This is a genomic window from Anabaena sp. AL09 (assembly GCF_001672255.1).
GTDB lineage: Bacteria > Cyanobacteriota > Cyanobacteriia > Cyanobacteriales > Nostocaceae > Dolichospermum > Dolichospermum lemmermannii.
In genome coordinates, this window is the sequence record NZ_LJOQ01000009.1 from 1 (window position 1) to 24859 (window position 24859).

25 protein-coding genes and 1 pseudogene are annotated in these 24859 nt (G+C 38.2%); 9 read left to right on the forward strand and 17 right to left on the reverse strand.

Annotated elements, in window-relative coordinates:
- Nucleotides 1-27: 27 nt before the first annotated feature.
- On the forward strand, nucleotides 28-357 hold the full coding sequence (locus AN490_RS01305) for a BrnA antitoxin family protein (protein WP_299999230.1): 330 nt from the start codon (nucleotides 28-30) through the stop codon (nucleotides 355-357).
- An 80-nt stretch (nucleotides 358-437) separates the two neighbouring features.
- On the opposite strand, the gene AN490_RS01310 is transcribed toward AN490_RS01305, so the two are convergent.
- From AN490_RS01310 to AN490_RS01320, 3 genes are all read right to left on the reverse strand, one after another.
- On the reverse strand, nucleotides 438-1652 hold the full coding sequence (locus AN490_RS01310; RefSeq protein WP_299999233.1) for a DUF790 family protein: 1215 nt from the start codon (nucleotides 1650-1652) through the stop codon (nucleotides 438-440).
- Entirely contained in the window at nucleotides 1582-3138 is a 1557-nt protein-coding gene (locus tag AN490_RS01315; protein WP_299999235.1) for a DEAD/DEAH box helicase family protein, read from the reverse strand. Before AN490_RS01315 ends, AN490_RS01310 begins: the two co-directional genes overlap by 71 nt.
- A 179-nt stretch (nucleotides 3139-3317) precedes the next feature.
- Nucleotides 3318-4382 (reverse strand): NADH:flavin oxidoreductase/NADH oxidase, encoded by a 1065-nt coding sequence (locus AN490_RS01320; RefSeq protein WP_299999237.1) that lies wholly within the window; start codon nucleotides 4380-4382, stop codon nucleotides 3318-3320.
- 33 nt (nucleotides 4383-4415) lie between these two features.
- Between AN490_RS01320 and AN490_RS01325 the strand changes: the two are divergent.
- From AN490_RS01325 to AN490_RS01335, 3 genes and pseudogenes are all read left to right on the forward strand, one after another.
- A pseudogene (locus tag AN490_RS01325) lies at nucleotides 4416-4625 on the forward strand (adenylate/guanylate cyclase domain-containing protein); the annotation flags it as partial.
- Nucleotides 4626-4747: 122 nt separating this feature from the next.
- Nucleotides 4748-5671, forward strand: a complete 924-nt coding sequence (locus AN490_RS01330; RefSeq protein ID WP_299999239.1) for a CHAT domain-containing protein — start codon at nucleotides 4748-4750, stop codon at nucleotides 5669-5671.
- 128 nt (nucleotides 5672-5799) lie between these two features.
- The gene (locus AN490_RS01335) at nucleotides 5800-7662 is read left to right on the forward strand and encodes an NACHT domain-containing protein (RefSeq protein WP_299999241.1); all 1863 of its coding nucleotides are present in this window, start codon (nucleotides 5800-5802) and stop codon (nucleotides 7660-7662) included.
- A 403-nt stretch (nucleotides 7663-8065) separates the two neighbouring features.
- On the opposite strand, the gene AN490_RS01340 is transcribed toward AN490_RS01335, so the two are convergent.
- Together AN490_RS01340 and AN490_RS01345 are read right to left on the reverse strand one after the other, a co-directional pair.
- Entirely contained in the window at nucleotides 8066-8506 is a 441-nt protein-coding gene (locus AN490_RS01340) for an HNH endonuclease signature motif containing protein (RefSeq protein ID WP_299999243.1), read from the reverse strand.
- Nucleotides 8506-8907 (reverse strand): hypothetical protein, encoded by a 402-nt coding sequence (locus AN490_RS01345; protein WP_299999245.1) that lies wholly within the window; start codon nucleotides 8905-8907, stop codon nucleotides 8506-8508. Before AN490_RS01345 ends, AN490_RS01340 begins: the two co-directional genes overlap by 1 nt.
- A gap of 331 nt (nucleotides 8908-9238) precedes the next feature.
- Between AN490_RS01345 and AN490_RS01350 the strand changes: the two genes are divergently transcribed.
- Nucleotides 9239-11083 carry a tetratricopeptide repeat protein gene (locus AN490_RS01350; protein WP_299999247.1) on the forward strand — a complete coding sequence of 615 codons (1845 nt, stop codon included), beginning with the start codon at nucleotides 9239-9241 and terminating at the stop codon, nucleotides 11081-11083.
- A 50-nt stretch (nucleotides 11084-11133) separates the two neighbouring features.
- On the opposite strand, the gene AN490_RS01355 is transcribed toward AN490_RS01350, so the two are convergent.
- The 5 genes from AN490_RS01355 to AN490_RS01375 form a co-directional block, all read right to left on the reverse strand.
- The gene (locus AN490_RS01355; protein WP_148761377.1) at nucleotides 11134-11355 is read right to left on the reverse strand and encodes a type II toxin-antitoxin system HicA family toxin; all 222 of its coding nucleotides are present in this window, start codon (nucleotides 11353-11355) and stop codon (nucleotides 11134-11136) included.
- A complete protein-coding gene (locus AN490_RS01360) occupies nucleotides 11355-11594 on the reverse strand; it encodes a DUF1902 domain-containing protein (protein ID WP_299999251.1) in 240 nt (79 codons plus the stop codon). The genes AN490_RS01355 and AN490_RS01360 overlap by 1 nt, the downstream gene beginning before the upstream one ends.
- A gap of 180 nt (nucleotides 11595-11774) precedes the next feature.
- Entirely contained in the window at nucleotides 11775-14456 is a 2682-nt protein-coding gene (locus AN490_RS01365) for an RNA helicase (protein ID WP_299999253.1), read from the reverse strand.
- A gap of 160 nt (nucleotides 14457-14616) precedes the next feature.
- The gene (locus AN490_RS01370; protein ID WP_299999255.1) at nucleotides 14617-15051 is read right to left on the reverse strand and encodes a DUF29 domain-containing protein; all 435 of its coding nucleotides are present in this window, start codon (nucleotides 15049-15051) and stop codon (nucleotides 14617-14619) included.
- A 37-nt stretch (nucleotides 15052-15088) separates the two neighbouring features.
- Entirely contained in the window at nucleotides 15089-15709 is a 621-nt protein-coding gene (locus tag AN490_RS01375; protein WP_299999257.1) for a type I restriction endonuclease, read from the reverse strand.
- 231 nt (nucleotides 15710-15940) lie between these two features.
- Here AN490_RS01375 and AN490_RS01380 point away from each other — a divergent pair, with 231 nt between their 5' ends.
- From AN490_RS01380 to AN490_RS01395, 4 genes are all read left to right on the forward strand, one after another.
- A complete protein-coding gene (locus AN490_RS01380; RefSeq protein WP_299999259.1) occupies nucleotides 15941-17020 on the forward strand; it encodes a hypothetical protein in 1080 nt (359 codons plus the stop codon).
- Nucleotides 17021-17203: 183 nt separating this feature from the next.
- Nucleotides 17204-17422 (forward strand): DUF433 domain-containing protein, encoded by a 219-nt coding sequence (locus tag AN490_RS01385; protein ID WP_299999260.1) that lies wholly within the window; start codon nucleotides 17204-17206, stop codon nucleotides 17420-17422.
- 26 nt (nucleotides 17423-17448) lie between these two features.
- The gene (locus tag AN490_RS01390) at nucleotides 17449-17718 is read left to right on the forward strand and encodes a hypothetical protein (protein WP_234413229.1); all 270 of its coding nucleotides are present in this window, start codon (nucleotides 17449-17451) and stop codon (nucleotides 17716-17718) included.
- Nucleotides 17711-17974, forward strand: coding sequence for a type II toxin-antitoxin system RelE/ParE family toxin (locus AN490_RS01395; RefSeq protein WP_053540356.1), 264 nt, complete (start codon nucleotides 17711-17713; stop codon nucleotides 17972-17974). Before AN490_RS01390 ends, AN490_RS01395 begins: the two co-directional genes overlap by 8 nt.
- A 47-nt stretch (nucleotides 17975-18021) precedes the next feature.
- Here the strand turns inward: AN490_RS01395 and proC are convergent, their stop codons facing one another.
- The 7 genes from proC to AN490_RS01430 all read right to left on the reverse strand — a co-directional run bounded on the left by proC (nucleotide 18022) and on the right by AN490_RS01430 (nucleotide 24843).
- Nucleotides 18022-18837 carry a pyrroline-5-carboxylate reductase gene (gene proC, locus AN490_RS01400; protein WP_299999368.1) on the reverse strand — a complete coding sequence of 272 codons (816 nt, stop codon included), beginning with the start codon at nucleotides 18835-18837 and terminating at the stop codon, nucleotides 18022-18024.
- A gap of 57 nt (nucleotides 18838-18894) precedes the next feature.
- A complete protein-coding gene (locus AN490_RS01405; protein WP_271837142.1) occupies nucleotides 18895-19497 on the reverse strand; it encodes a cell division protein SepF in 603 nt (200 codons plus the stop codon).
- Between the two features lie 365 nt (nucleotides 19498-19862).
- Nucleotides 19863-20531, reverse strand: coding sequence for a YggS family pyridoxal phosphate-dependent enzyme (locus AN490_RS01410; protein ID WP_299999266.1), 669 nt, complete (start codon nucleotides 20529-20531; stop codon nucleotides 19863-19865).
- A complete protein-coding gene (gene pipX / locus AN490_RS01415) occupies nucleotides 20528-20806 on the reverse strand; it encodes a transcriptional coactivator PipX (RefSeq protein WP_027402694.1) in 279 nt (92 codons plus the stop codon). Before pipX ends, AN490_RS01410 begins: the two co-directional genes overlap by 4 nt.
- Before the next feature lie 402 nt (nucleotides 20807-21208).
- Nucleotides 21209-23068, reverse strand: a complete 1860-nt coding sequence (locus AN490_RS01420; RefSeq protein ID WP_299999271.1) for a hypothetical protein — start codon at nucleotides 23066-23068, stop codon at nucleotides 21209-21211.
- 140 nt (nucleotides 23069-23208) lie between these two features.
- Nucleotides 23209-23514, reverse strand: coding sequence for a phosphopantetheine-binding protein (locus tag AN490_RS01425; protein ID WP_148761347.1), 306 nt, complete (start codon nucleotides 23512-23514; stop codon nucleotides 23209-23211).
- Nucleotides 23515-24843 (reverse strand): condensation domain-containing protein, encoded by a 1329-nt coding sequence (locus AN490_RS01430; RefSeq protein ID WP_299999274.1) that lies wholly within the window; start codon nucleotides 24841-24843, stop codon nucleotides 23515-23517.
- Between the last annotated feature and the right edge of the window lie 16 nt (nucleotides 24844-24859).

Sequence of the window (24859 nt, forward strand, 5' to 3'; positions counted from 1 at the left end):
TGAAAGATATTACTAAGGTTCATTGTAGTGACGGATATAGCTACGTTTGACTACGGAAAACTACAATTTTATGAGATTAAATGCAGAGACGTGAATATGAAACCGGAATATGATTTTGATCAGGCTAAACGGGGTGCGATTATCCCACAACAAGGTAAAACTCGTATTACCATCTATATTGATGATGATATTTTGGAAGCGTTTAGACAAAAAGGAGACGCTGAAGGGAAAGGTTATCAAACAATGATGAACCAAGCGTTACGAGAATATCTTGATCAAGCCAAACCCCCCTTAGATGAAGATACACTACGCCGAGTCTTTCAAGAAGAACTGCGGGCTGTAACTGTTGTTAGTTAAGTTTATGATTAATTGAACGCGGATAAACGCAGATAAACGCAGATTTTTATGATTCTGTACAGTTTCATATAAAATTGTGATTATTCCATGACGGCTAATACAGATTTTGGTAAGAGTTTTTCTTTAAACCAAATAATTTTTGCAGGAACGTTATCTAGTTTGACTCCGGCTTTTTCTAGGTTCAATCTTTCGGAAATTGCTAAGATCAAATTATCACAATTTGCCTTTCTTACTTGAGCAAATTTCTTTTGTAAATATTCTGGTCGCCAATAACCGACAATTTCTAAGATAAACACCCGTCCGTCTGGATGAACTAGCCGAAAATCGGGAATCATTACACTACCAGGAATGGGAATTAAATCTACTTCTCGTTCTAAGATCCAACCACTTTTTAAGCCATCCCATTTACTCGCAAAGGATTCTTCTAACATACTATCATAGGGTTTACCTGGGGGATAATGGGATACTAATCCACATTCTGAATTGAGGGTGAATCGTCCAGTTTTCCATTCGTTTGTATAAGAATCACGGGTTTTTAAGGTTGCTGATAAACTCCATTTGGTGACATGAAGTAAAGCCGGAATTAGTTTGGCTATGGCTAAACCGTAGCGGGTACTGGGAGTAAATAAACTGGTAGGACCATCTACACTAATTGTAAAACCATGATCAGCATCACCTTCAATATAAGCCATTAGTTGAAATAGTTTTAAATAACGAAATAAGAGTTTATATTCTCCGGGAACATTGCGATGTGCATTTAATACTAATTGACTAGCTTTATAAAAAACTCCTTGGACTTGAGATAAATTATAACGATGTAAAACTTCTTCTGGTTTAGGTGCATCAAAAGCAGTTAAAATTTTATTTTCTGATAAATCAGCATAAATTCCATTTTTTATTTGAGCAGGTAAAACTTCTTGGTTGAGTTCTTGACTTAAATCATCAGCAATTTTATTTAAAATTATATCAGTTGATTCTCGACTAGCAACGGATTTTGCTGCTAATGCAAATACTTTTGCTCTTAACATGGGAGGTTCGAGGGGACTAACTACTTCAAATGTACAAAAACCACTTTTGAGAATATAAGCTAAACCCCGTTTCATGCGGTAATCTGTGGTATCTCCTTCAAAGTCTGCTAATTGACGTTCTAATAATCCTTGAGTTTTTCCGACTGCTTCCTGAAAAAAGCTAATTAATTCAGTTGCTAGATTCAAATGTTTTTGATCAAGTTTCAGTCTTTTTGGGATAATTTCTTCGCCGTTTTGGCGGTGTATCAGTAGGTCTGTTGGTAACATCTTTCTTTTCGGTTGAATAATTAATTTCTAACTGTTCTGCTGCTTTTAAATCGCTTTTCTTTTCACTACTATAAACAACTTGTAAATTTGCTCTTTGCGGTTTTTCTTCCTGACTATTATTTTCTCCTCTGCGTCTGGCTGAAGTTCCTTCTTCGCTGGTATCTTCGGCTATGACTTCATATAAAATTGCCTGTTTATTTTCTATATTACCTTTGCGTAAAATCCTCCCTAAACGTTGAATATATTCCCTCGTTGAACCTGTTCCTGATAAAATAATGGCAATACTAGCTGCGGGGACATCTACACCTTCATTTAAGACATTAGAAGCAACTAAAGTATTATATTCACCTGATTTAAATTTAGTTAGGATTTCATGTCTTTCTTTAACTGGTGTTTGATGAGTAATTGCTGGGATTAATAAGTCTTGAGAAATGCGATAAACCGTAGCATTATCAGCGGTAAAAATTAAAATTCTTTCGGGATAATGGGTGGCTAATAAGTCTACAAGTACCCGGATTTTACCATCTGTTCCTAAAGCGATTTCTTTGGCTTGACGATGTGATAACATTGCCCTACGTCCAGGTTGAGAACGCGCACTCATTTGCACAAACATTTGCCAACCTTGGAGACTTCCTAAAGATATTTTTGATTGCTTTAAAAAATCATTGCGAGTTTGAATTAACTGATTATATTTTTCCCGTTCTAATTGGGATAATTTAACCTTAATTTGCACAATTTCATGAGCAGCTAAAGCTTTTCCTGCTAAATCTTCAGCGCATTTGCGATAAACTTCTTTACCAATGAGGATATCTAAATCAACGTGTTTACCATCTGTGCGTTCTGGGGTTGCGGACAGTCCTAACCGATAGGGAGCGATCGCATATTCCGCAATAACTCTGTTAAAATCTGTAGGTAAATGGTGACATTCATCAAAAATTATCAAGGCATATTTATTACCCAAACTTTCTGCGTGAATAGCCGCACTATCATAGGTAGCAACTAAAATTGCGGTTCTATCCCGCGAACCACCCCCCAGTAAACCTACTTCCCCGTCAGGAAAAGCCGCTACTAAGTGAGCATACCACTGGTGCATTAAATCCAAGGTGGGGACGACAATTAACGTGGTGCGCGGTGTGGCTTGCATCGCCATTTGCGCCAAATAGGTCTTACCCGCTGCTGTCGGTAGCACAACTACCCCCTGTCGTCCTGCGAGTTTCCAAGCCGCTAATGCCTCATTTTGGTGGGGATAGGGAGTCATTTCCAAACTAGCAATCAACTCTAAAGGATAAAAAGCCTTAGCTTCATCAATAAAATCTGTGGCTTCTGCTTGGAGTGCTTCAACTAAGGAACGGTATCTAATTGCCGGAATACGGAATTTTTCAATTCTATCATCCCAAATTGCATAATCTATCCAAGTTTTACTGCGTGGTGGTGGGTGTAAAATTAACGTACCACGATCAAAAGTTAAAGTCGGGTGACGAGCCATTTATTTTCTCTCAATCCAGTTACACTGATGTAACTACTCATAACGCAAAATGGGGATTGAGAGACTGCACAGAATAATAATCATCCATATTTATCTGCGTTTATCTGCGTTTATCTGCGGTCAATTATTCTTGATATTGTATTCTATGCAGCTTCATATTAATTTGGTTTTAGATGTTCTTAATGCCAAGCGCGATCATACTGCTTGGGGACTGATACAGGTTGGCGTAGTTGCTTTGCAGCCCGCCTTGCCCAGTAAGGATCACGTAACATTTCTCGACCGATTAACACCATGTCTGCTTGTCCAGTGCGAAGGATCTGATCGGCTTGTGCCGGTTCTGTAATCATGCCCACTGCTCCGGTAGCGATTTTAGCTTCGCGGCGAAGGCGATCGCTAAAGGCAGTTTGATAACCAGCACCAAGGACAAATTTCTCTCCAGGTACAATTCCCCCTGATGAGCAATCTATTAAATCAACGCCCAGGGATTTTAAAATATGACAGAGGGCAATACTTTGCTCAATATCCCAACCATCACTAATCCAATCAATGGCAGAAATCCGCACCCACAGCGGCATCTGATCAGGTAAAATGTTTCGCACGGCTTGAACTACTTCACATAAGAACCGAATCCGATTTTCAAAACTGCCACCGTATTCATCTGTCCGCTGATTGCTCAGTGGAGACATAAATTCATGCAACAAGTAACCATGAGCCGCGTGAATTTCAATTAAGTTAAATCCGGCTGCTAGGGAACGTTGAGCCGCATTTACAAATGATGCAATCAGTTCTTTAATATCTTCAATACTCAATGCTTTGGGAGCAGGACTTTCTAACCTAAAGGGAATAGCACTGGGAGCGATTGGAGTCCATCCTCCTTCAGATTCAGAAAGCTCTCCACCTCCATCCCAAGGTGGTGTGTTACTAGCTTTTCGACCAGCATGAGCAAGCTGAATCCCCGCTACAGCCCCATGATGATGTAGTGACTCGACAATTTTTGCCAGCATTTCAATGTGGGCATCTTGCCAAATTCCCAAATCTTGCGGTGTAATCCGTCCTTGTGGCTCAATTGCCGCTGCTTCGGTCATAATCAGCCCTGCACCGCCCACAGCACGACTGACAAGGTGAAGGAGATGCCAGTCATTTGCAAAGCCATTTTCGCTGGAATACTGGCACATGGGAGAAACTGCAATGCGATTGGGAAAGTTAACACTGCGTTGATTTAATGGCTCAAATAAATGCGGCATAATTGAATGTCCTGCGGATACCTGTAAAAGATTATTATAGAGAAATTTCCCTATGATTTGTGGGGTGATACGGTGAATACAGCTAGTAGAATGGAATCCCACGGTATTCCAGATAATATCCAGATTTGTGAAGCTACATATGAGTTGTTGAAAGATAAATATTTGCTGGAAAAACGGGGTTTAATTAAAATTAAAGGCAAAGGGGAAATGATGACTTATTTATTACATGACAAGAAGATATAATCCAGCAGGAGTCAGGAGTAAAAGTTTTTGTGCCTCTAATACTGACAATAGAAGTATTTTTACAGTATATTTGTTATTGAGGATGTTACTAACAACGTTACCACAGGTGAAAGGTTGATTCGATGGTGAATTTAGACTCCAGCACTATTAATGAATTAGTGGAAATACTCAGACCGTTTTTAGAATCTGAGAGAGAACGTCAATCTTTCTTAATAGCTGGGTTAGGTACTGGCACACCTGTTTTGCAACATATTGATTGGGGTGGTTCTGTGGCGACTTTTGCACCGCAGATACTACGTAAATTAGCAGATTATGGTGGAAAACAATTACTTTGTCAGATTTTGGAATATGCGCGATCGCAAGTAGGAATAGATAAACAGCAACGTATAGACAAAATACTGGCTTCAATTTCATCAAATAAACATCAAGATGAGTTTCAGGACTTGGCAAAATTAGAAAATCTTCAAAGTAGTTCGCGTCAAACAAAAACTATTTTATTCCTAGCATCTAGCCCTACGGATGAAGATAAATTAGACCTAGATAAAGAAGTACGAGAAATTAAAGAAGGTTTGCGAAGGGCGCAAAAGCGAGAACTGTTTACTTTCCAGCAATGTGAGGCAGTTCGTCCTGATGATTTACGTCGTGCCTTGTTAGATTTTACCCCACAGATTGTTCATTTTTCTGGACATGGTTCGGGTAAACATGGATTAGTTTTAGAAAATGATTTAGAAGAAGCACAACTTGTTTCAACTGAGGCTTTAGCCAATTTATTCAAACGATTTGCCAAGCGAGGACTTGAGTGTGTTGTTCTCAATGCTTGCTACTCGGAAATTCAAGCAGATGAGATAGTTAAACATATTGATTATGTAGTGGGGATGAATAATACCATTGGAGACGATGCAGCTATTAAGTTTGCTGTTGGTTTTTATGATGAACTAGGGGCTGGTTATTCTTATGAAGATGCTTATCATGGTGGCTGTGATGCGATCGCACTCCAAGGAATCCCAGAAGAACATACCCCAATATTAAAAAAAAAGTCCAATTAACGGTAGCAAATCCGGTTGATGAATTAGTGCAGAAAGTGCGATCGCGTTTTTACGACTACATCCAAACTTCACACGGGAAAATGCCACTTTTGGGTGTTAGCCATTCGGTAGATTTGGGTGAGTTGTTTGTGGATGTTAATATCGTAGAAGCAATAAGTAGCGATCGCAGATTAGAACTAAATGATCTGCGGCAAGATTTTACAGATGGTGTTAAAAAATATTCTAGTTATCGTAGTTTCGACCGAATTGCTTTAGGAAATCAGCAACAGCCAGTATCTGGGTTAGAAGTGCTAGATAAAAATAGCAATTTAATGGTATTGGGAAACCCAGGTTCAGGCAAAACAACTTATCTACAGCGTATTGTCACTGAATGCAATCAGGGTAATTTGCAACCGCATCGAATTCCAATATTAATTAAGTTAAGAGATTTTGTAGAAGATGACGATGCTCGTAAATTTGAATATAAGTTAGAACCTTATTTAGCTCAAAAATGGCAACTTGATAAAACTGAAACAGAATTAATTTTAAATCACGGTAAAGCCTTAATTTTATTAGATGGGTTAGATGAGGTATCAGGAACAGATGGACGGGAGATATCCAAAAAAATTAAACAATTTGCTCGTAATTATCCGCAGAATAAATTTATAGTGACCTGTCGAACTCAAAGCGTAGAGGATAAAATTAATTGGAAATCACTTAGGTTTATTTTTGTAGAAGTTGAAGATTTTAATAAAGAACAAGTACACGTATTTGTAAAGCACTTTTTTAAGGCTGTTTGTTCTAATACAAGAGAAGGACTAATAAAAGCGAAACAATTTGTAGACCATTTGTATTTAGAAGAAAATAGAACTATTCGAGAATTAACAATTACGCCAATTTTATTAAATTTAAGTTGTGCGGTATTTCATGCGCGGGGAAAGTTTGATTCAAAACGATTAGAATTGTATGAGGAAGCATTAGAGTTACTGTTGGAGAATTGGGACAGAGAAAAAGCAATTGAACGGGATGAAATTTACAAAGATTTGTCAGTAGAACAGAAACAGGAATTATTAAGTAATTTGGCAGAAAAGAAGTTTGAACAGCCCCAGTATTTGCTGTTTGAGCAAAAAGAGATAGAGGGGTATATTGCCGAGTTGTTAGAGACTTCAAAACGGGATAGTCGAGCAGTTTTAAAATCAATTGAGAACCAGCATGGTTTGTTGATTCAAAGAACACAGAAGTTTTGGTCATTTTCTCATTTAACATTTCAAGAGTATTTGGTTGCCAAGAAAATAGTAGATTCTAGTTGTACATCCGATATTCTATTCAATTTAGTTGAACATATAAAAGAAACCCACTGGCAAGAAGTATTTTTACTTGTTGCCACCATGACATCAAAAGCAGATGAGTTGATTCTATTGATGAAGCAGAAAATAGATAATTTGATAGAGGAAGATGAAAAATTACAGGATTTTTTGATATGGACGCATCAGAAAGTATTATCAATTGAATTTCCTTATAAAGCAGCAGCGGTTAGAGCTTTATATTTTTATTTAGATTTTAATTGTCTCATTGAACGAGAACAGTATAAAACAAATGATTTAAATATCTCTTGTGATTGGCAACTAGCCCATAGTATAGATAAATCTTTTAAAGATGCTCTTGAACGTGAATATATTATTGAAGACCTTGTTGCTGACTACTCCATAGCCTCCCATGAAGATTGCGATCCTAGTTATTTACAACAATTGGAAACCAAACTTGCTAATATGTTTGATATTCCAGAACTTGTGAAAGATATAAATGATGACATCAAAATTGCTGAAGAAATTTTTAATTCCCACCTTGGTAATGGACTCTATAATTGCCATTATGATTTACATGGCTCTTATATCTCGGATATCACTCACGATTCTGAACTTAAGAATGATTTAGAAGAAATCTTTGAGCAAATTATTAATACTTTTGGCTCTACCGCTCCCTTTATGATATTTTCGGTAAAATATCCCTGAAACCCCTACACCGATTGGATTTGAGGTTTTAATATTTTCAAATTGGATATATTAAAAGGATGTTTGATCATAAGGGGAACGGTAGAACCATACTTTTAATTTAATCACTACTAGCGAGGACTTTGAGCAGTGGCAAGAATGGGAACAATGGTGGAATGGCAACCATTTAATTTGGACGGAGAAACTTAGAAAAGTGGTAACAAAATATTGCAATATTTGTCACAATTGGCAATTTACGAATGAACAAAAAATACTACTTCAACAATATTACAATGCTAATAAATTACTAATAAACTGTCTTAACAGTGGTTGCACAGTCAGCGATGCAGTACGCAAAGAAATTGAAGATACTTTACTACTACCCACCATCGAAATCAAAAAACGCAAACGTGAAAAATGAAAACTACTCATCACTTTTAACCTTGTGTGGAGGATGTAGATTTGCACCAAACAATACACGACGTAAATTCACAACACCAGCACGATTTAAACGCAAAGCTTCAACAGTTGCTCGACCACAAGATGTTTTACCAATTACCTGTGTAAAATCATCACTCCATTGAAAATGCTCACTCCAAATTTGTAACCGGGGATTATACAATGCTATTTTTTCTCCCGTTTCTGGATCAATTGCCTGTGTTTTAGTATGTTTATAACTATTACACCCAAAACAACTCCAGGCTAGATTTTCTAAAATTGTTTTACCACCTGCTTGTCGGGGTTTTATATGTTCAATAGTAAAGCTTTGTGTGGCAAATTGTTCCGAGCAATAACAATACTCACAATAACCACCCGCACGAGTAGCAACAATACTCCTAATTGATTCGGGAACTCGTTCTGACATCAGAAAATACTAATATTGGTGGGCAAAAACTCATTAATCAAAAGTTGCAAATCAACTCCACGCATTTGAGATAATTCAATTATTGCTGCTGCACGTTCCGCATCTTGTTTTTCAATCAGTTCAACATAAAATAATAACTCTTGATGCTCTGTTTCTGTAATTTCTCCAGTCTCGTTTTGTTGACGCAAATAATTTAATCTATCTTGTTGTTCAGAAGAAAACCGACGTTGAATAATTTGAATTAAGTCGGTTTCTCTAGTTTCAGATATCTTTGTTTCTGATACCTGTAAAGCTTGATGAGAAAGAGATTCTAAAAATTCAACAGCCTTTATTAAAGATTCTCCCGGTAATTGTTCCAGGAGTGCAATTGCCCTTTGACGAATTTCTGTAGGTGCAGTCATACTCAATCTGACCTCATTTATATATAGCTTATATTATAAATCTTGCCCTAAACTAAAATTTATCACCTAATTTCAATAGAACACAATACCCATGACCGTACAAATATCACAAATAGACTTCCAACGCCTTACCTATATAATCCAAAATTTACCAGATTTTGTCACTGTGCGCGATCGCTGTTGTAATTTAGATGCCAAATTGTGATTATTTTAGATTCTATCGCTCAGTCTTCAAACTTATGTTTATGGGAATTTAATCACAGTCAATTCCCAATCTCTCAACCTGCAACAGCTACAATGAGAATTGTTGTGATGTTCCCTATTAGCTAAAGTGTCAGACTCTTTACCATTACGCGAGCATTATCTCGCTTTAATTAACGATATTATCGAAACCACTCTCAAGGGTAAGATTAGCTCTGTAGAGCAGGTTTATCAAATGTTGCTCAAAGGTATCACTTCCGGGACTGGGGAGGTGTTTGAGTTAGTTTTGAGCGATCGCCTGAATACGATACAATCTCAAGTAGACTCGGAAACCGATGAACTGAAAAAAGCCAAAGCCACCCGCAGCTTACGCGCTGCCAAAACCATCCAAACACAATGGCAACGGTGGCAAGAACAAAATAAAGCCACTGAAGCGATATCTCTATCTGTGCGGGAAATTACCACAGCCACCGCAGATGAGCGATTAACGGCTTTGCTACGAGCTACTGATCCCAATTTGAAGTATCCCTTAAATTTGTCTCAACTTCAACAGTTAGCCAAATCTTTACAACAATTTGCCAGTGCTAATCAAGATTTTCAGCAAATTGCTGACGGGATTAATCATGGTATCGCTTCTTGGCAAAGAATCCAAGCAAATTTACTGAATTGGATGTATGAACGCAAAAATTCATTAGGATTTGGAGGTGTACCTGGAGAAAATAGTCCTTGGGCAAGTTGGGCTAAAGTAGTTAATAGTCAAGTTCCCCAAGCATTTTTTCAGATTCTAGCCAAAGAACAATCGGCTTTGGAATTTGCTCAACAACAACAGCAAATTAGTTTGAGTAATTGGGTAGAATTAACAATAGTTTTACAGCTTTTACAAAGGGGTTTAATTAATTGGTTTGACCAACAAGCTTATGATATTCAAGCAGGACCCAAATTATCTATTTCCACATTTTTAACATTTGCCGTCATTTGGAGTCAATTAGCCAGTGGTTTTCAAAATCAGGCTCTAATATATAGTAACGGTGCATCGCAAATCATGCTGCAAATTTTGCGAACCTTTGCCCAACGTCCTTATTTTCCTCTTTATGGGGGGATTTTCGCCTCATTTTCTGGTAGTTATTTGCGGGATGCTTTAGATTATTTAGATGCCCCTTTACGTTCTGCCGAAGGTACTCAAGAAAAAGCCCGGATTTTGACATTATTGGGGTATTCCCAGCGCGGTTTAGGCAGATATGATCGCTCCCTTGATTTTCATCAACAAGCCTTAGAAATAGCCAGAAATGCCGGAGATAAAATCTGTGAAATCGCCAATCTTAACCATCTGAGTCGGACTTATGTGCAACAACAAAATTATGGTGAAGCCATTAATTATAGTCAACGGGCATTAATTTTTAGTAGACAAACCGGGGACAAAACTGGAGAAGCTAACGCTTTAGTAAATCTAGGTTATAGCGAAGTCATGCAAGCCAAGCAAACAGAAATTAGTGAACCAGAAGTTTATGAATTTGCAATTAACTATCTGGAACAAGGATTAAAACTAGCAGAAAAATTAAATGATTTACAAAGTCAAGCTTTATGTTTTAGTAGTTTAGGAATTGCTTATTTAGTTACCGCACAATATCCAACAGCAATTAAATATTTAGAAAATGCCTTTAAAGCCGCCCAAATTTCCGGAGATTTGTATTTACAAGGCAGAAATTTAGCATATTTAGCTGAAGCTAATTATCATATTGCTAATTATGAAAAAGCCAGTTATACTGGTAGTCTGGGAATGTATCTTTTAGAACAAATTGCTTCTGATGAATGGCGACAACCTGCGGCTTTGTTAACTATTATTAGAGGACAAATTGGTACAGACAAATTCCAATTATTACTCCAACAAAATCGCCCCAAAATGATTGCCATTATTGGTGTTGATGGCTATGATTATATTCCCACATTGTTAGTAAAATATCAAGAAGAGATGTAACAGTAAACCACATCTGTAATACTCCTATTTGATTTTTTTGGCTCTAATAACTAAATATCCAGAAAAATATCAACATCAACTTGAGCTTGTTTTAAAATACTTCTCAGTGTTCCCTCCTTAATCTCTCGATGATGAGGAATAGTTGTTTTTTGATTTGTTTCTGGATTAAACCAAATTTCATGATCTCCCTTTGCTGCACGGTAAAACTCAAAACCTAGTTTTCCTAACTTCCTAATTACTTCTCGATCAGAAAACCCTGCTAATCTTCCCATCACACCTCCATAATTAGCGGATATTCAAATTGGGAAGGTAAATCTTGGAGATAAAAATTCTGATTTTTCTCTCTCTCTAAATCTAATAATACCTTAGCTACATCTTCAGCAATTTCTATAGCTTCTTGTACTGTTTTTCCTTCCGTAACTAAACCCTGTAAATCATCACTTGTAGCCACAAAATATTCTTGCCCATCTTCAATAAATCTTTCAATTTTGAGTCTAATTAGCGTTTGCATTTACTTAACCTTTTTACTCAAAAACAGCGTTAATGATTTTTCAACAGATTAAGAATAACTACTTAAATTTATGATTGTCAGCAATAGCATATTCAAATTACACAACTCGGACAGGCAAGATGCCCGTCCCACAATGGTTTTATTTAAATATGGTCTGTAAATTAGAGATTTTTTAACTGATTACTCCATTGCTTCATTCACAGGGAATCTATCAATTAACTGCATCGCCCGTTGAGCATTCCGCCGCAACATATCTGGTAAATTAGGAACATGAGGAATCTGAGATAATAAATCCAGAGTGCGGCGTAAAATTCGCACTACGTCTCCTTCATCTAAAGTGGTTTTTTCACATAATACTTTCCACTCTACCCCTAATGCCCACTGTTCCACCAAAGAGATTAAGCTGATAAAACGAGTTTCCAAACCCACCGGTAAGGCTACCCCATGACGATACTGCACCTTTAATACAGAACGACGAATGGGTTGCAATGTTAACCAAGCTGCGTCCGCTTCTGGAGATAGATTAAAGTCAACTTTTGTATCTGGACGGGGGCTTTCAGTCACCAAAGCGGCTATTACTGCTGCTAAGTTATGGGGACCAATATTATCTAACTCTCCACTGGACAGAACTAAACCTAACCATAATTCATTTTCACCGCGAATAGCCGCAGCAATTTGTCCTAATTTTGTGGGGACTAAATTATCTAAACATTCAAAGGATTGCAAGATTTCAATTAAACAGAGAAACTCTTCCCAATATCGTTGGGATTGTAATGATACTTGCTCTTGTAAATGTTCAAGTTCTGCTTCTAGTTCCACACAACGCGCTCTATTTTTAAATATTTTGGCAATATTCCCCGATTTATAAATGGGATGGGTTTCTAACTGTTCTTGAACCGCAGTTAAGCGACTGAGTTGCTCCTGTACCTCTGTCGGTAGATGATTAAATTCTTCAGGATTGGGTATACTCTGAGCGATCGCTATCGTGCTTTCATCACCACGAATTGATTGTCCTCGTTTCAAGCTCAATTCTGAAGGTGGTATTAGCTCCGCTGGAACTTCTACCCGTGGTATTTCCGCATACATATCTAATATATCTGCTGAAGTTGCTACATACCAACGGTTATTTTGCCCTAAGCAGACAAAGTAAGATGTTTCACCCACACTCACGGCTTTGTCAACCAACACTACTGTTATCGGTAGGGGTGACATGGCGTTTCTGTCGTTGAGACTCAACATAGTTCCAGATATGGCAAAATCTAGCATCATTGCCAGTTGTGCCTGTCTATCTTCCTGTGCTTGTTCTTGCAAGGTTTTGAAAATTTGCCGTTCTACTTTCAGCCGTTGACGCAATTTTTCATATTGCATCAATTCATTTTCATCAATAGCTGCCAATTGTGACTGAATTTGCGATAATTCGCCTTGAACTTGCGCCAGTTCTTCAAAATCTGGTTGCAAATGCAAGTTGGACATATATTGTCCAAAACTCCGTTCTATCAGTTCTCTGGCTTTTTCTATGGTGTGAGTTTGCAGCAGGTTCAATACCATGCCGTAACTGGGTGTAAACTGACTAACTAGGGGATCAGCCTTAGATGTAGCTAAATAGGATGCTTCTTTTGCTCCTTCAAAGGGTGTCTGCAATGTCACTACATAACCTTGGAGATCCATGCCCCGACGACCAGCGCGACCTGCCATTTGCAGGAATTCCGAAGCATTGAGTAAGCGGTGTCCATTATCAGTGCGTTTAGACAAAGTAGAAATTACTGTTGTCCGGGCGGGCATATTAATTCCCGCTGCTAAGGTTTCCGTAGCGAATACAACTTTAATTAATCCCTGTTGAAACAGTTCTTCGACGAATCCTTTCCAAGCTGGTAAAATCCCGGCATGATGGGCAGCTATGCCTCGATACAGTGGGGCAACTTGTCCAGCCCTGCCAGCATCAGGGTTTTTGCGTAAAAATTCATCAATTTGTTGCCGCAGGATTTGGGACTCATCATTATTAACTAACCATAAATCACCAACTTCTTCGACAGCCTTATCACAGCCCCGACGACTGAAAATAAAGTAAATCGCAGGAAGCATATCCCGTGCTTGCAGTTGGCTGAGGGTATAAATAATACCGGGCGGTTCTGGTCTACCAGCTTTGCCTTTTTCCCAATATCCTTTTTTAGCCTTTTTGACTAAGCGGGGATTAATTTTGGTATTGGTTTCATTTAATAACGGAAATAATCCTTTGGGATTACAAAAGTTAAATTCTAGGGGAACGGGGCGAAAATCGGAGTAAATCAGGTCTGTTGGCCCATGAACATGATTTAACCAACTGGTGAGTTGATCACTGTTGGCAACGGTAGCGGAAAGGGCTACAAGTTGGACGCTGCGGGGACAGTAGATGATGGATTCTTCCCACACTGTACCGCGTTGGCGATCGTTCATGTAGTGGCACTCATCTAGTACCACAGCCTCAACGTCGGTTAAGGAGATGCCGATTTGACCTATGGGTGTACCATAGAGCATATTGCGGAAAATTTCTGTGGTCATGACCAAAATTGGTGCATCCCTGTGAATGGAAGCGTCTCCGGTGAGGAGTCCAACTTGATCAAAGCCAAATTTTTCGCGGAAGTCTCGAAGTTTTTGATTAGATAATGCCTTTAAGGGAGTGGTGTAAAATACCCGTTTCCCGCGAGATAAGGCACGATAGATAGCATATTCCCCGATGAGGGTCTTTCCTGAACCTGTGGGCGCACAGACAACTACTGAACGGTCAGCATTGAGAGAGGCGATCGCTTCTTTCTGGAATTGATCTAATTCAAAGGGGAATATTGACTCTGGGGCAATATCATTAACAGAGGCTGGATAATTCACTCAATCATAATTTACTAAGCAGACCATCTACTATCATAACGTGATTAGTGGTTTGCTAGGTTGACATGAAAAACTAAGTTGCAGGGGTATTATTTAGCCTGTGTTAATCATTTGATTATTTCGGCAATTTTGCGGAGACCTCGCCAAGCAATTACACTGACTACTTCTGCCAAGAAGTTTGTTGCAAAATTTGATCTATTTCTTGAGGAAAAGGACAATCATCAGGAAAAGAAAAAGATTGATAATCAGAGTTCTCTCGCAGAGTAGTTAATGCGCTGATATAACATTCTATAAATATTTCATCCCAATACGGTCTTAAGCTGGAAGAGTCTTCCAATAGGCTTTTCAATTCTCGCTGACTACGCTTAATTGTTTCTGTCCAACCACGATAGTCTTGAACATAGTCTGAATAACAAAGTTTAAGACAATGTTCTAGCATTGTGATGAGCCGATTTCGCAATTCTCGCTTTTGACTCCTTCCCCAACTTTCAATCTCCTCAATTAAGTCTTCCCAGTCAACACTATGATAATTTTGCTCTTTCAATAGATTAATTGTCTCTTCAATCCAGAGGGCGTAATCTGTTTGGGTTAGCATAGTATTTTTCCTCTTTCCCTAATTTTACACTTTTTCATCATTTTACTATTTCGGCAATTTTGTGGAGAACTCGACACGCAGATTCTAATTCGCTTTGTGTAGACAATGGGGCAAATACTCGTGATATGGCATAGTGTTTATTTTCTAGTTTGACAAACACAATATCGTCGCCATTGGTTAACATTCCGAAGTTGGGTAGATTAGGGTTGGGACTAGCCATTAAGTAAGCCAGGGTTTGTGGCAATGCTGACCAAACTGATAAAATGGTTTTTTTTGATTCTAAAACAATTACCCATAGTTGATCTTGTAATACCAGTAAATCTATTCGACCTTGGAGGGTTTCTTCACTATCAGCTATGGTTATTTGTACAGATTCTTCTGCTTTGATGCGAAAAGGTGGATCATATAAACCGGCAACGGTAAGTAATGGAGAAACGAGTAATAGCATTACTGTACTTTCCAATAAATGCCCACCTGAACGATGATAAAGATAACGTTTCCAGAGAATTTCTAGGTTGGTGCGGTCATTGGGATTAATTTCAGGTAATTGATTATGCCATTCTGTAAAAAAATCCTCAGATTCATTGCGACTCATGCCAAATCGTTTTTCTGCTTCAGCGATGGTGGTGATAGTTTCAGTAACGGCTAGTGTTTGCATAGTGGATTTTTGTCTCAGTAGTTGCATCTACGATAAAATAATTTCACCGACCTGATTTTATCTAAAACTCTATTATGACTATTGCTGAACAGATTTATGCGATCGCTAAAACTCTTCCTCCAGATCAAGCTGATGAGATAATATGTAGCGAAACTATGGCGAAACGTGTGACAGCCAATTAGCTCAATAAGCTACAATTGCGAATATTTCTACTATCACACTGTTGATTTCATGGCAACTCACGAAATTAAGCAAAACAAAAATAAGAACAAACAAGTACAGAACTTACTAAGACATTTACCAGAAAATATTGCAGCATTCAGACTGGAGTGTTCTGAATGTTCAAAGCAATTTAGACCTAACTGGTTCAAGCTCAGTAATGAGCCACTTATTCCGGTTAAACCCAATGATCACGATGGTCCAGGAAGATGGATTCCTATAAAAACTTATGAAATATGTCCTTTTTGTGAAGAGGCTGTTCCTCTTGATCTTCCTGTAGTTCAAATGCAGTCAAAGGTTATGCTTTTTGGAGACGAGGCATATAGAGAGGAGCAGGGTAAGCTTATCTTCACTTATTCGCTGGTTGGTGCTGACTTTAAAGTGATGTCGAAAATAGAAGATTCTTTGCGCGAGCTAAAATCACAGCTTTGTCCTTCTGAAGCCCCTGATAGTTGGGCTTTTCATATGAAAGAACTTTGGTCTGGGGATGAACGGAAAAAACACAGAGTATTTCGTGATTGGAATTTTGAGAAGGTACAGTTGGCAGTTCAAGGTCTTTTTCAATTAATTCAAAGTCATGCTGAATATCTTTTCATGTACAACATAGCTTTGACTGCTAAGGGTTCATTGAAAGGTTTTAAGTCAAAGCCAGTCTTAGAACGTCCACAAGATAATGCATATATTTTGCTTATTATGTATGTTATTAATGAATGTACAAAAGCAAAAGGTCAGCCAGTTCTACAATTTGATGCGGAAAAGCAAACAAAGGCTGATCAGGTAATTCAAGGTTGGGCGCGTGATGCTTTCTCTGGTAGCCAACGTTGTCTTATATACCCATTTTTAGCTAAGGGGGTAGAGATTCCCGAACCTATTTTTGTTAAACCTGCTTCTCAACCTTGCCTCGAACTTGCTGATTTCATTAGCTATATTATTGCTAGATTCTATCTAAAGAAATGGCAAGGTAAGGAAATTGAGGAAGCACTTAATCCTCGTAATCTTGGAAAGGTTATGTACTTAGGTTCTGACGAGACTGGTGATTTAGTATTTCACAAAACTGAATCATATCCTTGGGAGCTTTTTTATGAATCTTGAATTGGGATATAAATCAGTTATTAAGCACGTTTCAGTGATCAAATTTAAATATGCGTTTTCCAGAACCCTTGTAGAGACGTTACATGGAACGTCTCTACATTCTTTTTCACCAGATGTCTTTTACCTTCAGTAATAATGGAAAAGATTAACGCAGCCATTTCTGGTTTTCCAATCTAATCAGCTATGCAAAATCTCACCAGAATTACCCGCAACCCAGAAGTAATGGGCGGTAAACCCTGTATCCGGGGAATGCTTGTTACAGTTGGTACTATCGTTTGCTTAATGGCATCTGGACACAGTGCAAATGATATCCTCAAGGTTTACCCATACCTTGAAGAAGCAGATATACATGAAGCTCTTGCCTATGAGACTGGTTGCCTTATAATAAACACTAGGCCTTAAAATTGGGAAGCAAGCAAATGAATACTATGGATAATTCCCCAGGGTCAGATAGATCATCAGAGATTTTAGTATCCGTGACAGAGTTACAAAATCAGCTTAATGACTTACTCAAACAACTATCACCAGAAAGATTACAAGTGCTTGCTGATTTTGCGGCTTACTTAGCAAATGCTGAAAGCGAAGCTGCAACCCAAGAACTTTTAGCAATTCCTGGATTGCTAGAACGAGTTAAGCAAAATCAAACAACTCCTAAAACCCATTACACAAACTGGAGAACCCTTCGCTCTGATGTATGAAGTTGTTCTCCATCCCGATGCCCAAAAGGTTTATGTTAATGCTGATAAAGCCCTAGCAAAGAAAATTGCCCGATGTTTACAGCAGTTAGAGCAAACCCCCCAGTCGCACCCTAACATCAAAGCCCTCAAGGGAGATTATGCAGGGTACTATCGCTACCGAATCGGCGACTACAGGGTAATCTATTCGATAGAGGATGAAGTGGTGCAGGTATTTGTTGTGGCTATCGCTCATCGCAGCGAAGTATATGAACAGTAAATGTGAGTTATGATTTTACTGGTAGATTGGATCAACAACCTCACTTATCACCCTTTCCCCAATTCTTGAGCGCGTTCTTTCGAGGCTTTCACAGCTTCAATAACAGCGGAACGAAAACCGGCTTTTTCCAAGGCGCTAACACCGGCAATGGTTGTCCCCCCAGGACTGGTAACTCTATCCTTGAGTTCAGCGGGGTGGATTTTTGTTTCTTGTAACAGTGTGGCTGTTCCTAAGACCGTTTGTACAGCTAGTTGTTGAGCGATCGCTCTTGGTAAACCCACAGCCACACCCCCATCGGCTAAAGCTTCGATCATCAATGCCACATAAGCAGGTCCACTACCAGATAATCCTGTCACTGCATCCATGAGACTTTCCGATACTTCCACAACTTCCCCCACAGCGGTAAAAATCTGCTGTGCTGTTTGTTGGTGATGGAGATGAGTATAAGCACCTAAAGAAATTGCGGTTACACCTGCACCTACTGTAGCGGGAGTGTTAGGCATAGCCCGAATTATGGGAACTTGGGGAAAGGCTGCTTCCAATTGTTTTAAAGTTACACCCGCGAGGATAGAAATGATCAGGGGTGAATGTTCTGTGGGCAGGATATCTGCTAATTCTTGGGCTACAGCACTAAATATTTGGGGTTTGATTGCCAACATCACCGCTGTTTTTGCTGCCCCTAACACCAGGCTATTATCCGTAGTTACAACCACCCCATATTGCTGCTCTAAATAGCCGCGACGTTCAGCCTGGGGTTCACTGACGATGATTTCTGATCCTTGATAAATGCCACTGATAACAAGACGGGATAATAGAGCTTCTCCCATTACCCCACCCCCAATTAAGCCAAATTTTATATTCATTTTCATTAGTCACTAGTGGTCTGTCAATTAATTATCAGAACTAATGACTAATTTACCTTACTGTGCCATCCGAGTGGGTTCATTTCCCCAAGCGGTCGTTGCTGCTGTAGCTGCGGGACGAGCGGGACGAGCTTGGCTGATAGGCACTTCATGTATTAAACCACCTTGAGTGCTAACTTGCACGCAACTGGGAGTAAACAAGAAGATGCTTTCACCAATTCGTTCTTGATGTCCGTCTAAGGCATAAGTACCACCGGCAACAAAGTCAACTGCACGTTGAGCTTGGTCGGGGTCCATAATGGTCAAATTTAATACTACTGATTTGCGTTCGCGCAGTGCTTGAATCGCTTGGGGCATTTCTTCAAATGTGCGAGGTTCGAGGACTAGAACTTCAGAGATTCCATTAATTGCGCCTGGCATACCAATAACGTTACTCATAGGTTTGGATACTGTTGCAGCTACTTCTTCTGTACTGGTAGGTGGATTTTCCCGCCAACGCCGATTGGCAGGAGTGGCTTCCTGTGGCGCTGGTTGAGGATTTTCTTGCTGATAGATATTCTGATAATTATTGGCTGTTTCTGCCTCTTCTTCGTAGTATTCGTATTCTACCTGCTCATTCAAACCGACAAAGTCCCTGAGTTTGGAAAATATATTACTCATGTTGTACGCTCCTGGATTAAAATTCCCCTAATTTTCCTGGCTATAAGTTACATTAAAGTTACTTTTAGGCAGTAGTCGTAACTATAGTAGATGTTGGACGTAGCAATTGTACTACTGATTTTACTCTTTAGTACAAATTCTCAATTATCAACAGATACTCATGTTAATGCCTGCACATTAACGAATTTGTAACATTGAGTTAAAATTGTAGCCTAATGATCATTAAAAATAAAGGGGGTCTGACCACCTTTGCAATTAAGCATTACTTATGAGACTATTATATTCTTTGACAATTATCAATACTTGGTAGTAAATTCTCAACCGAGTGTTAATCATGCCGTCTGGAAGTATGACTACAGCTATGTCTAGACTCGTTCACCAAACAAAATTGTACCTAATCGCACCATTGTTGCCCCTGCTTGCACTGCCAATTGGTAATCTCCAGACATACCCATTGATAATTGCTGCATTGTAATATTTGGCCAATTTTGTGATTTGATGGTTTGTGCTAATTTGTATGTACTATTAAATAGTGTTAAAATTTCTGCATCCGCCAACCCTTGCGGCGGAATTGTCATCAAACCTTGAATTTGTAAATTTTGACATTGGTTGAGTGCTGCCAAGTCAGCTAATAATTCTGGAACCATCCAACCAGATTTATTCGCGTCGGGGAGAATTTTGACTTGTAAGCATACATTCGGATTCACTCCCAGTTCTTGCGCTAGAGTATTTAAGCGTTGTGCCAGCGGCAAGTTATCAACGGAGTGAATCCATTGAAATAGTTCTAAGGCTTTTCTGGCCTTGTTCGTTTGGAGATGTCCAATTAAGTGCCAGGTAATATCCGATAGATCTTGCAATTCGGCTTGTTTACTGGCAGCTTCTTGGATGCGACTTTCGGCAAAATCACGAACTCCTGCGGTGTATGCTTCCCGCATTAATTCGGTAGATACTCTTTTTGTAACAGCAATCAACCTCACTGTAGATGGGAGTGAGGCGCGAATTTGAGTAAGGCGATCGCTAAGTGAACTACTCATTGGAATGTGCGCTGAAATACACCTTGAAGTTGCTCGTACTCTTGAGAATTACCACTGCGGCGCAAAGTCCGTAGGCGATTTTCCAGCATCATTCTGGCTTCAGTCCGGCCAATTGGCTGAAATTTCAGGACTTTTAGTTCAGTTGTTACCAGAAAAAATAAGCGTTGGGCGTAGAGTGTGGTAAACAGATCCTGGTTCTCATCAACCATACAGATCCTATAGAGTAAACCCCAAGTTGGATGATTTATGTAAGTTTCTGAGTTTTCTGGATTCATTTCCTAGTCAGGGTGGGGAGTATATGTAGCCGGGAACGGGGAACAGGCTGAAAAGTTTGATGATAACTGGATGTTTTCATGCAACTGACAACCGCTATAGCTTGTTCTGCAATTCACTAACATTCAGAGGATAGTATATCCGTTCCGCCAAATTTTTCGTTGACAGTGCGAAACTAACAATCTTCTTGACGGTTTCTGATGCAAAACAACACCCTTTTAAGTCTGTGATGTTGCACAGGCTTCTTTCTATCCTGCCACAATTCTCACCCAACGGCGCAAAGATGGACATTTATCCAGCCGGCATATAAGTAGGAGTCAGGAGTCAGGAGTCAGGAGTCAGGAGTCAGAATGAAGAAAGGAAGGAAGAAGAAGGAAATTTCCCCCCCCTCTGCCTCTTCCCTGTTACCGATTCTTAAGAGAAGGAAAATTTTTCCCACCTAGTTCAATTTGTCCAGTTACGCACCCAGCTTTTAACCTATTTACTAAATATTCTAAATCACTGGCAATAAAATTTGTGCCATGATCTGGTTCTACTAAGCTAATTAAATTGACATCATTTATTATTTGATCACCTAAATCAGCAATTCCTAGAAAGTTGAAAACCCCTGATTCATAAGTTCCACAAGGTACAGAAGGATTATTCATTCCTACACAATATTCATTTTCTTGAAACCAATCAAAACTAGGATAGCCATGAAAGTGAACTATGGGCGCACCATTGGCGATTAATTCTGGTGTATATAAAGCCGCAGCTAAACTAATAGCTAACATGACATAGATATCATAGGAAGGTTTGATATCTGTTTTTTTTGAATTACTTCCTAATGGTAATTGCAGATGTAATTTATCTTGTAACCCAATGCGAAGAATATCAGAATCAATGTTTAAGTCTGTTTTATTTGCCCCAGAACGAGAACTAACTAACCAAATATCAGGTATTTGCTTAAATCTATCTTCAGCTTTGATATTTAGTTTAATAAAACGTCTACCTTTTTCATTTTGGCGAAGTTCATAATTACTAAATCCGACCACAGGTAATAAATTTTCCCATTCATCAATAGTGATTTCTGGTTTACCGACATAATGAGGAGGTTCAGCATAAGCCACAAAACCATAAGATACTCCTGTTCTGCCATTAACGATAACATTAACAATGTCTCTATGGGATTTTCTTTTAATAACTTCATCTAATTTAAATCCGGCGGGAAATAAACCTGTAGATGCTAATTCTTGCCCTAATTTTACCAGCTTTCCGGCATAGTTTGATAGATGAGGATTATATTCTCCTAGTTCAAAGCGACTAATTAATAATGGAGTAATGGGGACAAATACTTTAGGAATAAGTGATTTTAAAGCAAAATTTTCAATTTCATTGGGAGCGAATTTAGAATCAGAAAGATTCATATTCAAAATAGAAAATTTTTCATCAGATACACCAATAACAATTTCGGAAAAGGTTTTAATTAGTGTATTGATACCAATGCGAATTTTTTCTGAATAAGGTGTGAGTGGATTAACAAATTCAGCATCTATATCAGTGAGAATTATTACTTGTGTATTTGTCGGATCTTCGACATATTTGGCAGCATGATCTTCAGCCCAACTACTTAATTTAGCAATTTCAATAACGGACATTTGCTGTTTTTCTTTCAACCATGTATAAGATAACTTATACCAAGCCTCAGCTATAAATATTCCTAATTTTCTTAACCATGAGTTTGGTCTTTCTACGTCTATTACAGCATCAATATCTGCTCTGACACTCTGCATTTTTAAAGATTTCTGCCAGTTAATAATGGGGATTTTAATGGTATGTTTTAATTCGGTTGTGGCTTCTTTCCAGGGAATTACTTTCACACCATGCTTTTGCAAATAGAAAATTAATTGTTGGCGAAATCTGACAATAACTTGATGATGATAATTATCGGGTAAAGGTCTAAAAGTAACTTTTAAGTTTTCAGCCATGAATTGAGGATTAATAATTGGTGCTTGATATCCTGTGGGTGATTCTCCAGAAAAGCCACCAATTAATTTACCAATAGTTTGTAAACTAATACCTTGAGTTAAAGGTTCATGGGCATAATTATTAGTAACATTCATTTCCTGGATTAATGCTAAAATATCTTCTTTATATGTAGCTATTTCTATTTGTATTTCTGGAGTAATTACACCCTTGGGAGAACGAATATTTAGCTTGCTATTTTCTGACCAGAATAATACACCTTGTTGAGTGAGTTTTGCTAAAATTTCTGCTGCGTTCATAACAAAATTTCCTGTATTTAAAAATAGGAAGTTAGAAAAGAGGACACCTGGCTGAATTAGGCTATCCTAATCTAGCGAAGTGTCCCAATAATCAAGGAGGAAAAACTGGTTTATCAGTAATTAAACAGAATTTGTAGAGGTTATATCTGGATAATTTCTGACTGAGAATTTTCTAATTCTTCAGATAATCTGAGAGAAAGTTCTTCAATGGTGGGATAATACCAAAGGTGGATAAGTGATAATTTAAATCCCAAAAACTTTTCGGCTCTACTAGCGATAATTATGGTTTGTGCTGAGTCTAAACCGTAACTATCTAAAGGTTCACGAATATTTATTTCTTCTGGATTAACTCCCAGTAAAGAGGAAATTTCGGAAACTAACCAAGTTTGAATTTTAGTGGCGTTATCTTGGTTGTCGGGTAGAGAATGAGAGAGATTGTTATTCATTTATGTACCTCCTGGTATTAAGTAATGAGATGAGATATTCATGATATAATCAATGCAATTATCAACAAGTTTTTCCATGGTTTGGCGATTAAGTGCAGGCTGAGAAAAAACAAAATTTAAAGTCATTTTTTCTTGAAAAGTAGCAGCGTGAACAATAAACATTCCTGCATATAAAGCATGAGAACCAACAAAACTTATTTCTTCTAGTTCTAATTCACCATAGGTATGGGGAATATTAACTTTACCAACGTTAGAAACTGAAACTGTAGCAGATACTTGATTCGGGAATAGCAAAGAAAAATTTATCAATTGTTTAGCGAGAAATATCATTTGAAAAATTTCTCCTTGGCTAATTTTTTTATTAAGAGTATGTTTTGTTTTTCGCGCTAATTCCCAAAAAGATATATTATTAGTAATTCGATAAAATCCCATGATAGAGGCTGCTAAAACCGTCATATTTTCTTGACTAACTTCTGGTTGTAAATGTCTTCTTAAATCAAGATATGATAAACAACTAACTCGAATATTATCTTCATGGCTTTTAGTCAGTTGTTTGGAGACTGTTAACATTAATGCCGCACATAAAGCACTTTGTACTGTAGTGTTTTCTTGTCTGCATTGCTGAATAAACTGTTGTGTTGATTCTTCGCTAAGTTGTCTATGAATAATTTCGCAACGCCGTTGAGAAATGGGAACATATTTTTCTACTCCTAATGTTTTTGGTTGATTCCAATATTTTTGCAGTGCGAGATTTAATAATAAAGCAATTCTCCCTAGTTTGCCTTTAAAACTATTTGTCCATGGAGGTAATAGTTTTTCAATGGGTGGAAGTGGTTCTAACGTAGTAACTGCTGGAATGGATTTACCTGCGGTAATTTTTTGACAGTAGGTTAAAATTTCTGAATGAAGTTGGATGCTTGATAAACCGTCGGTAATAGCATGATGTGTAGTTGTAATTAGATAATTAATATTCTGCTGATTTAATATTTTTACAAGTACGACTCGTAGCAGATATTTACTACTATCAATTACCTGATTCATTTCTGTATTAACGACTGCTTCCCATTCCTGACTTTCTCTAATATTAACAACTTGCAAAGGAAGTTTTCCTGTACCTTTGGACTGATAATAGTAGGAATTTCTAGAATTAATAATATGAGCATTAAGCACAGGATGACGATATTGAATAATATCTAAAGACTGTCTGAGAACCGTTTCTTGAATATTTCCTTGAATCCGGCTAATGGTAACTAAGTTCCATGTTTTAGCTCGTTGATTCAGGATTTCCATTGTTTCTTCTAGCTGTCCTAATTTTCTATTTATAGCCATATTTATAAACCTTATT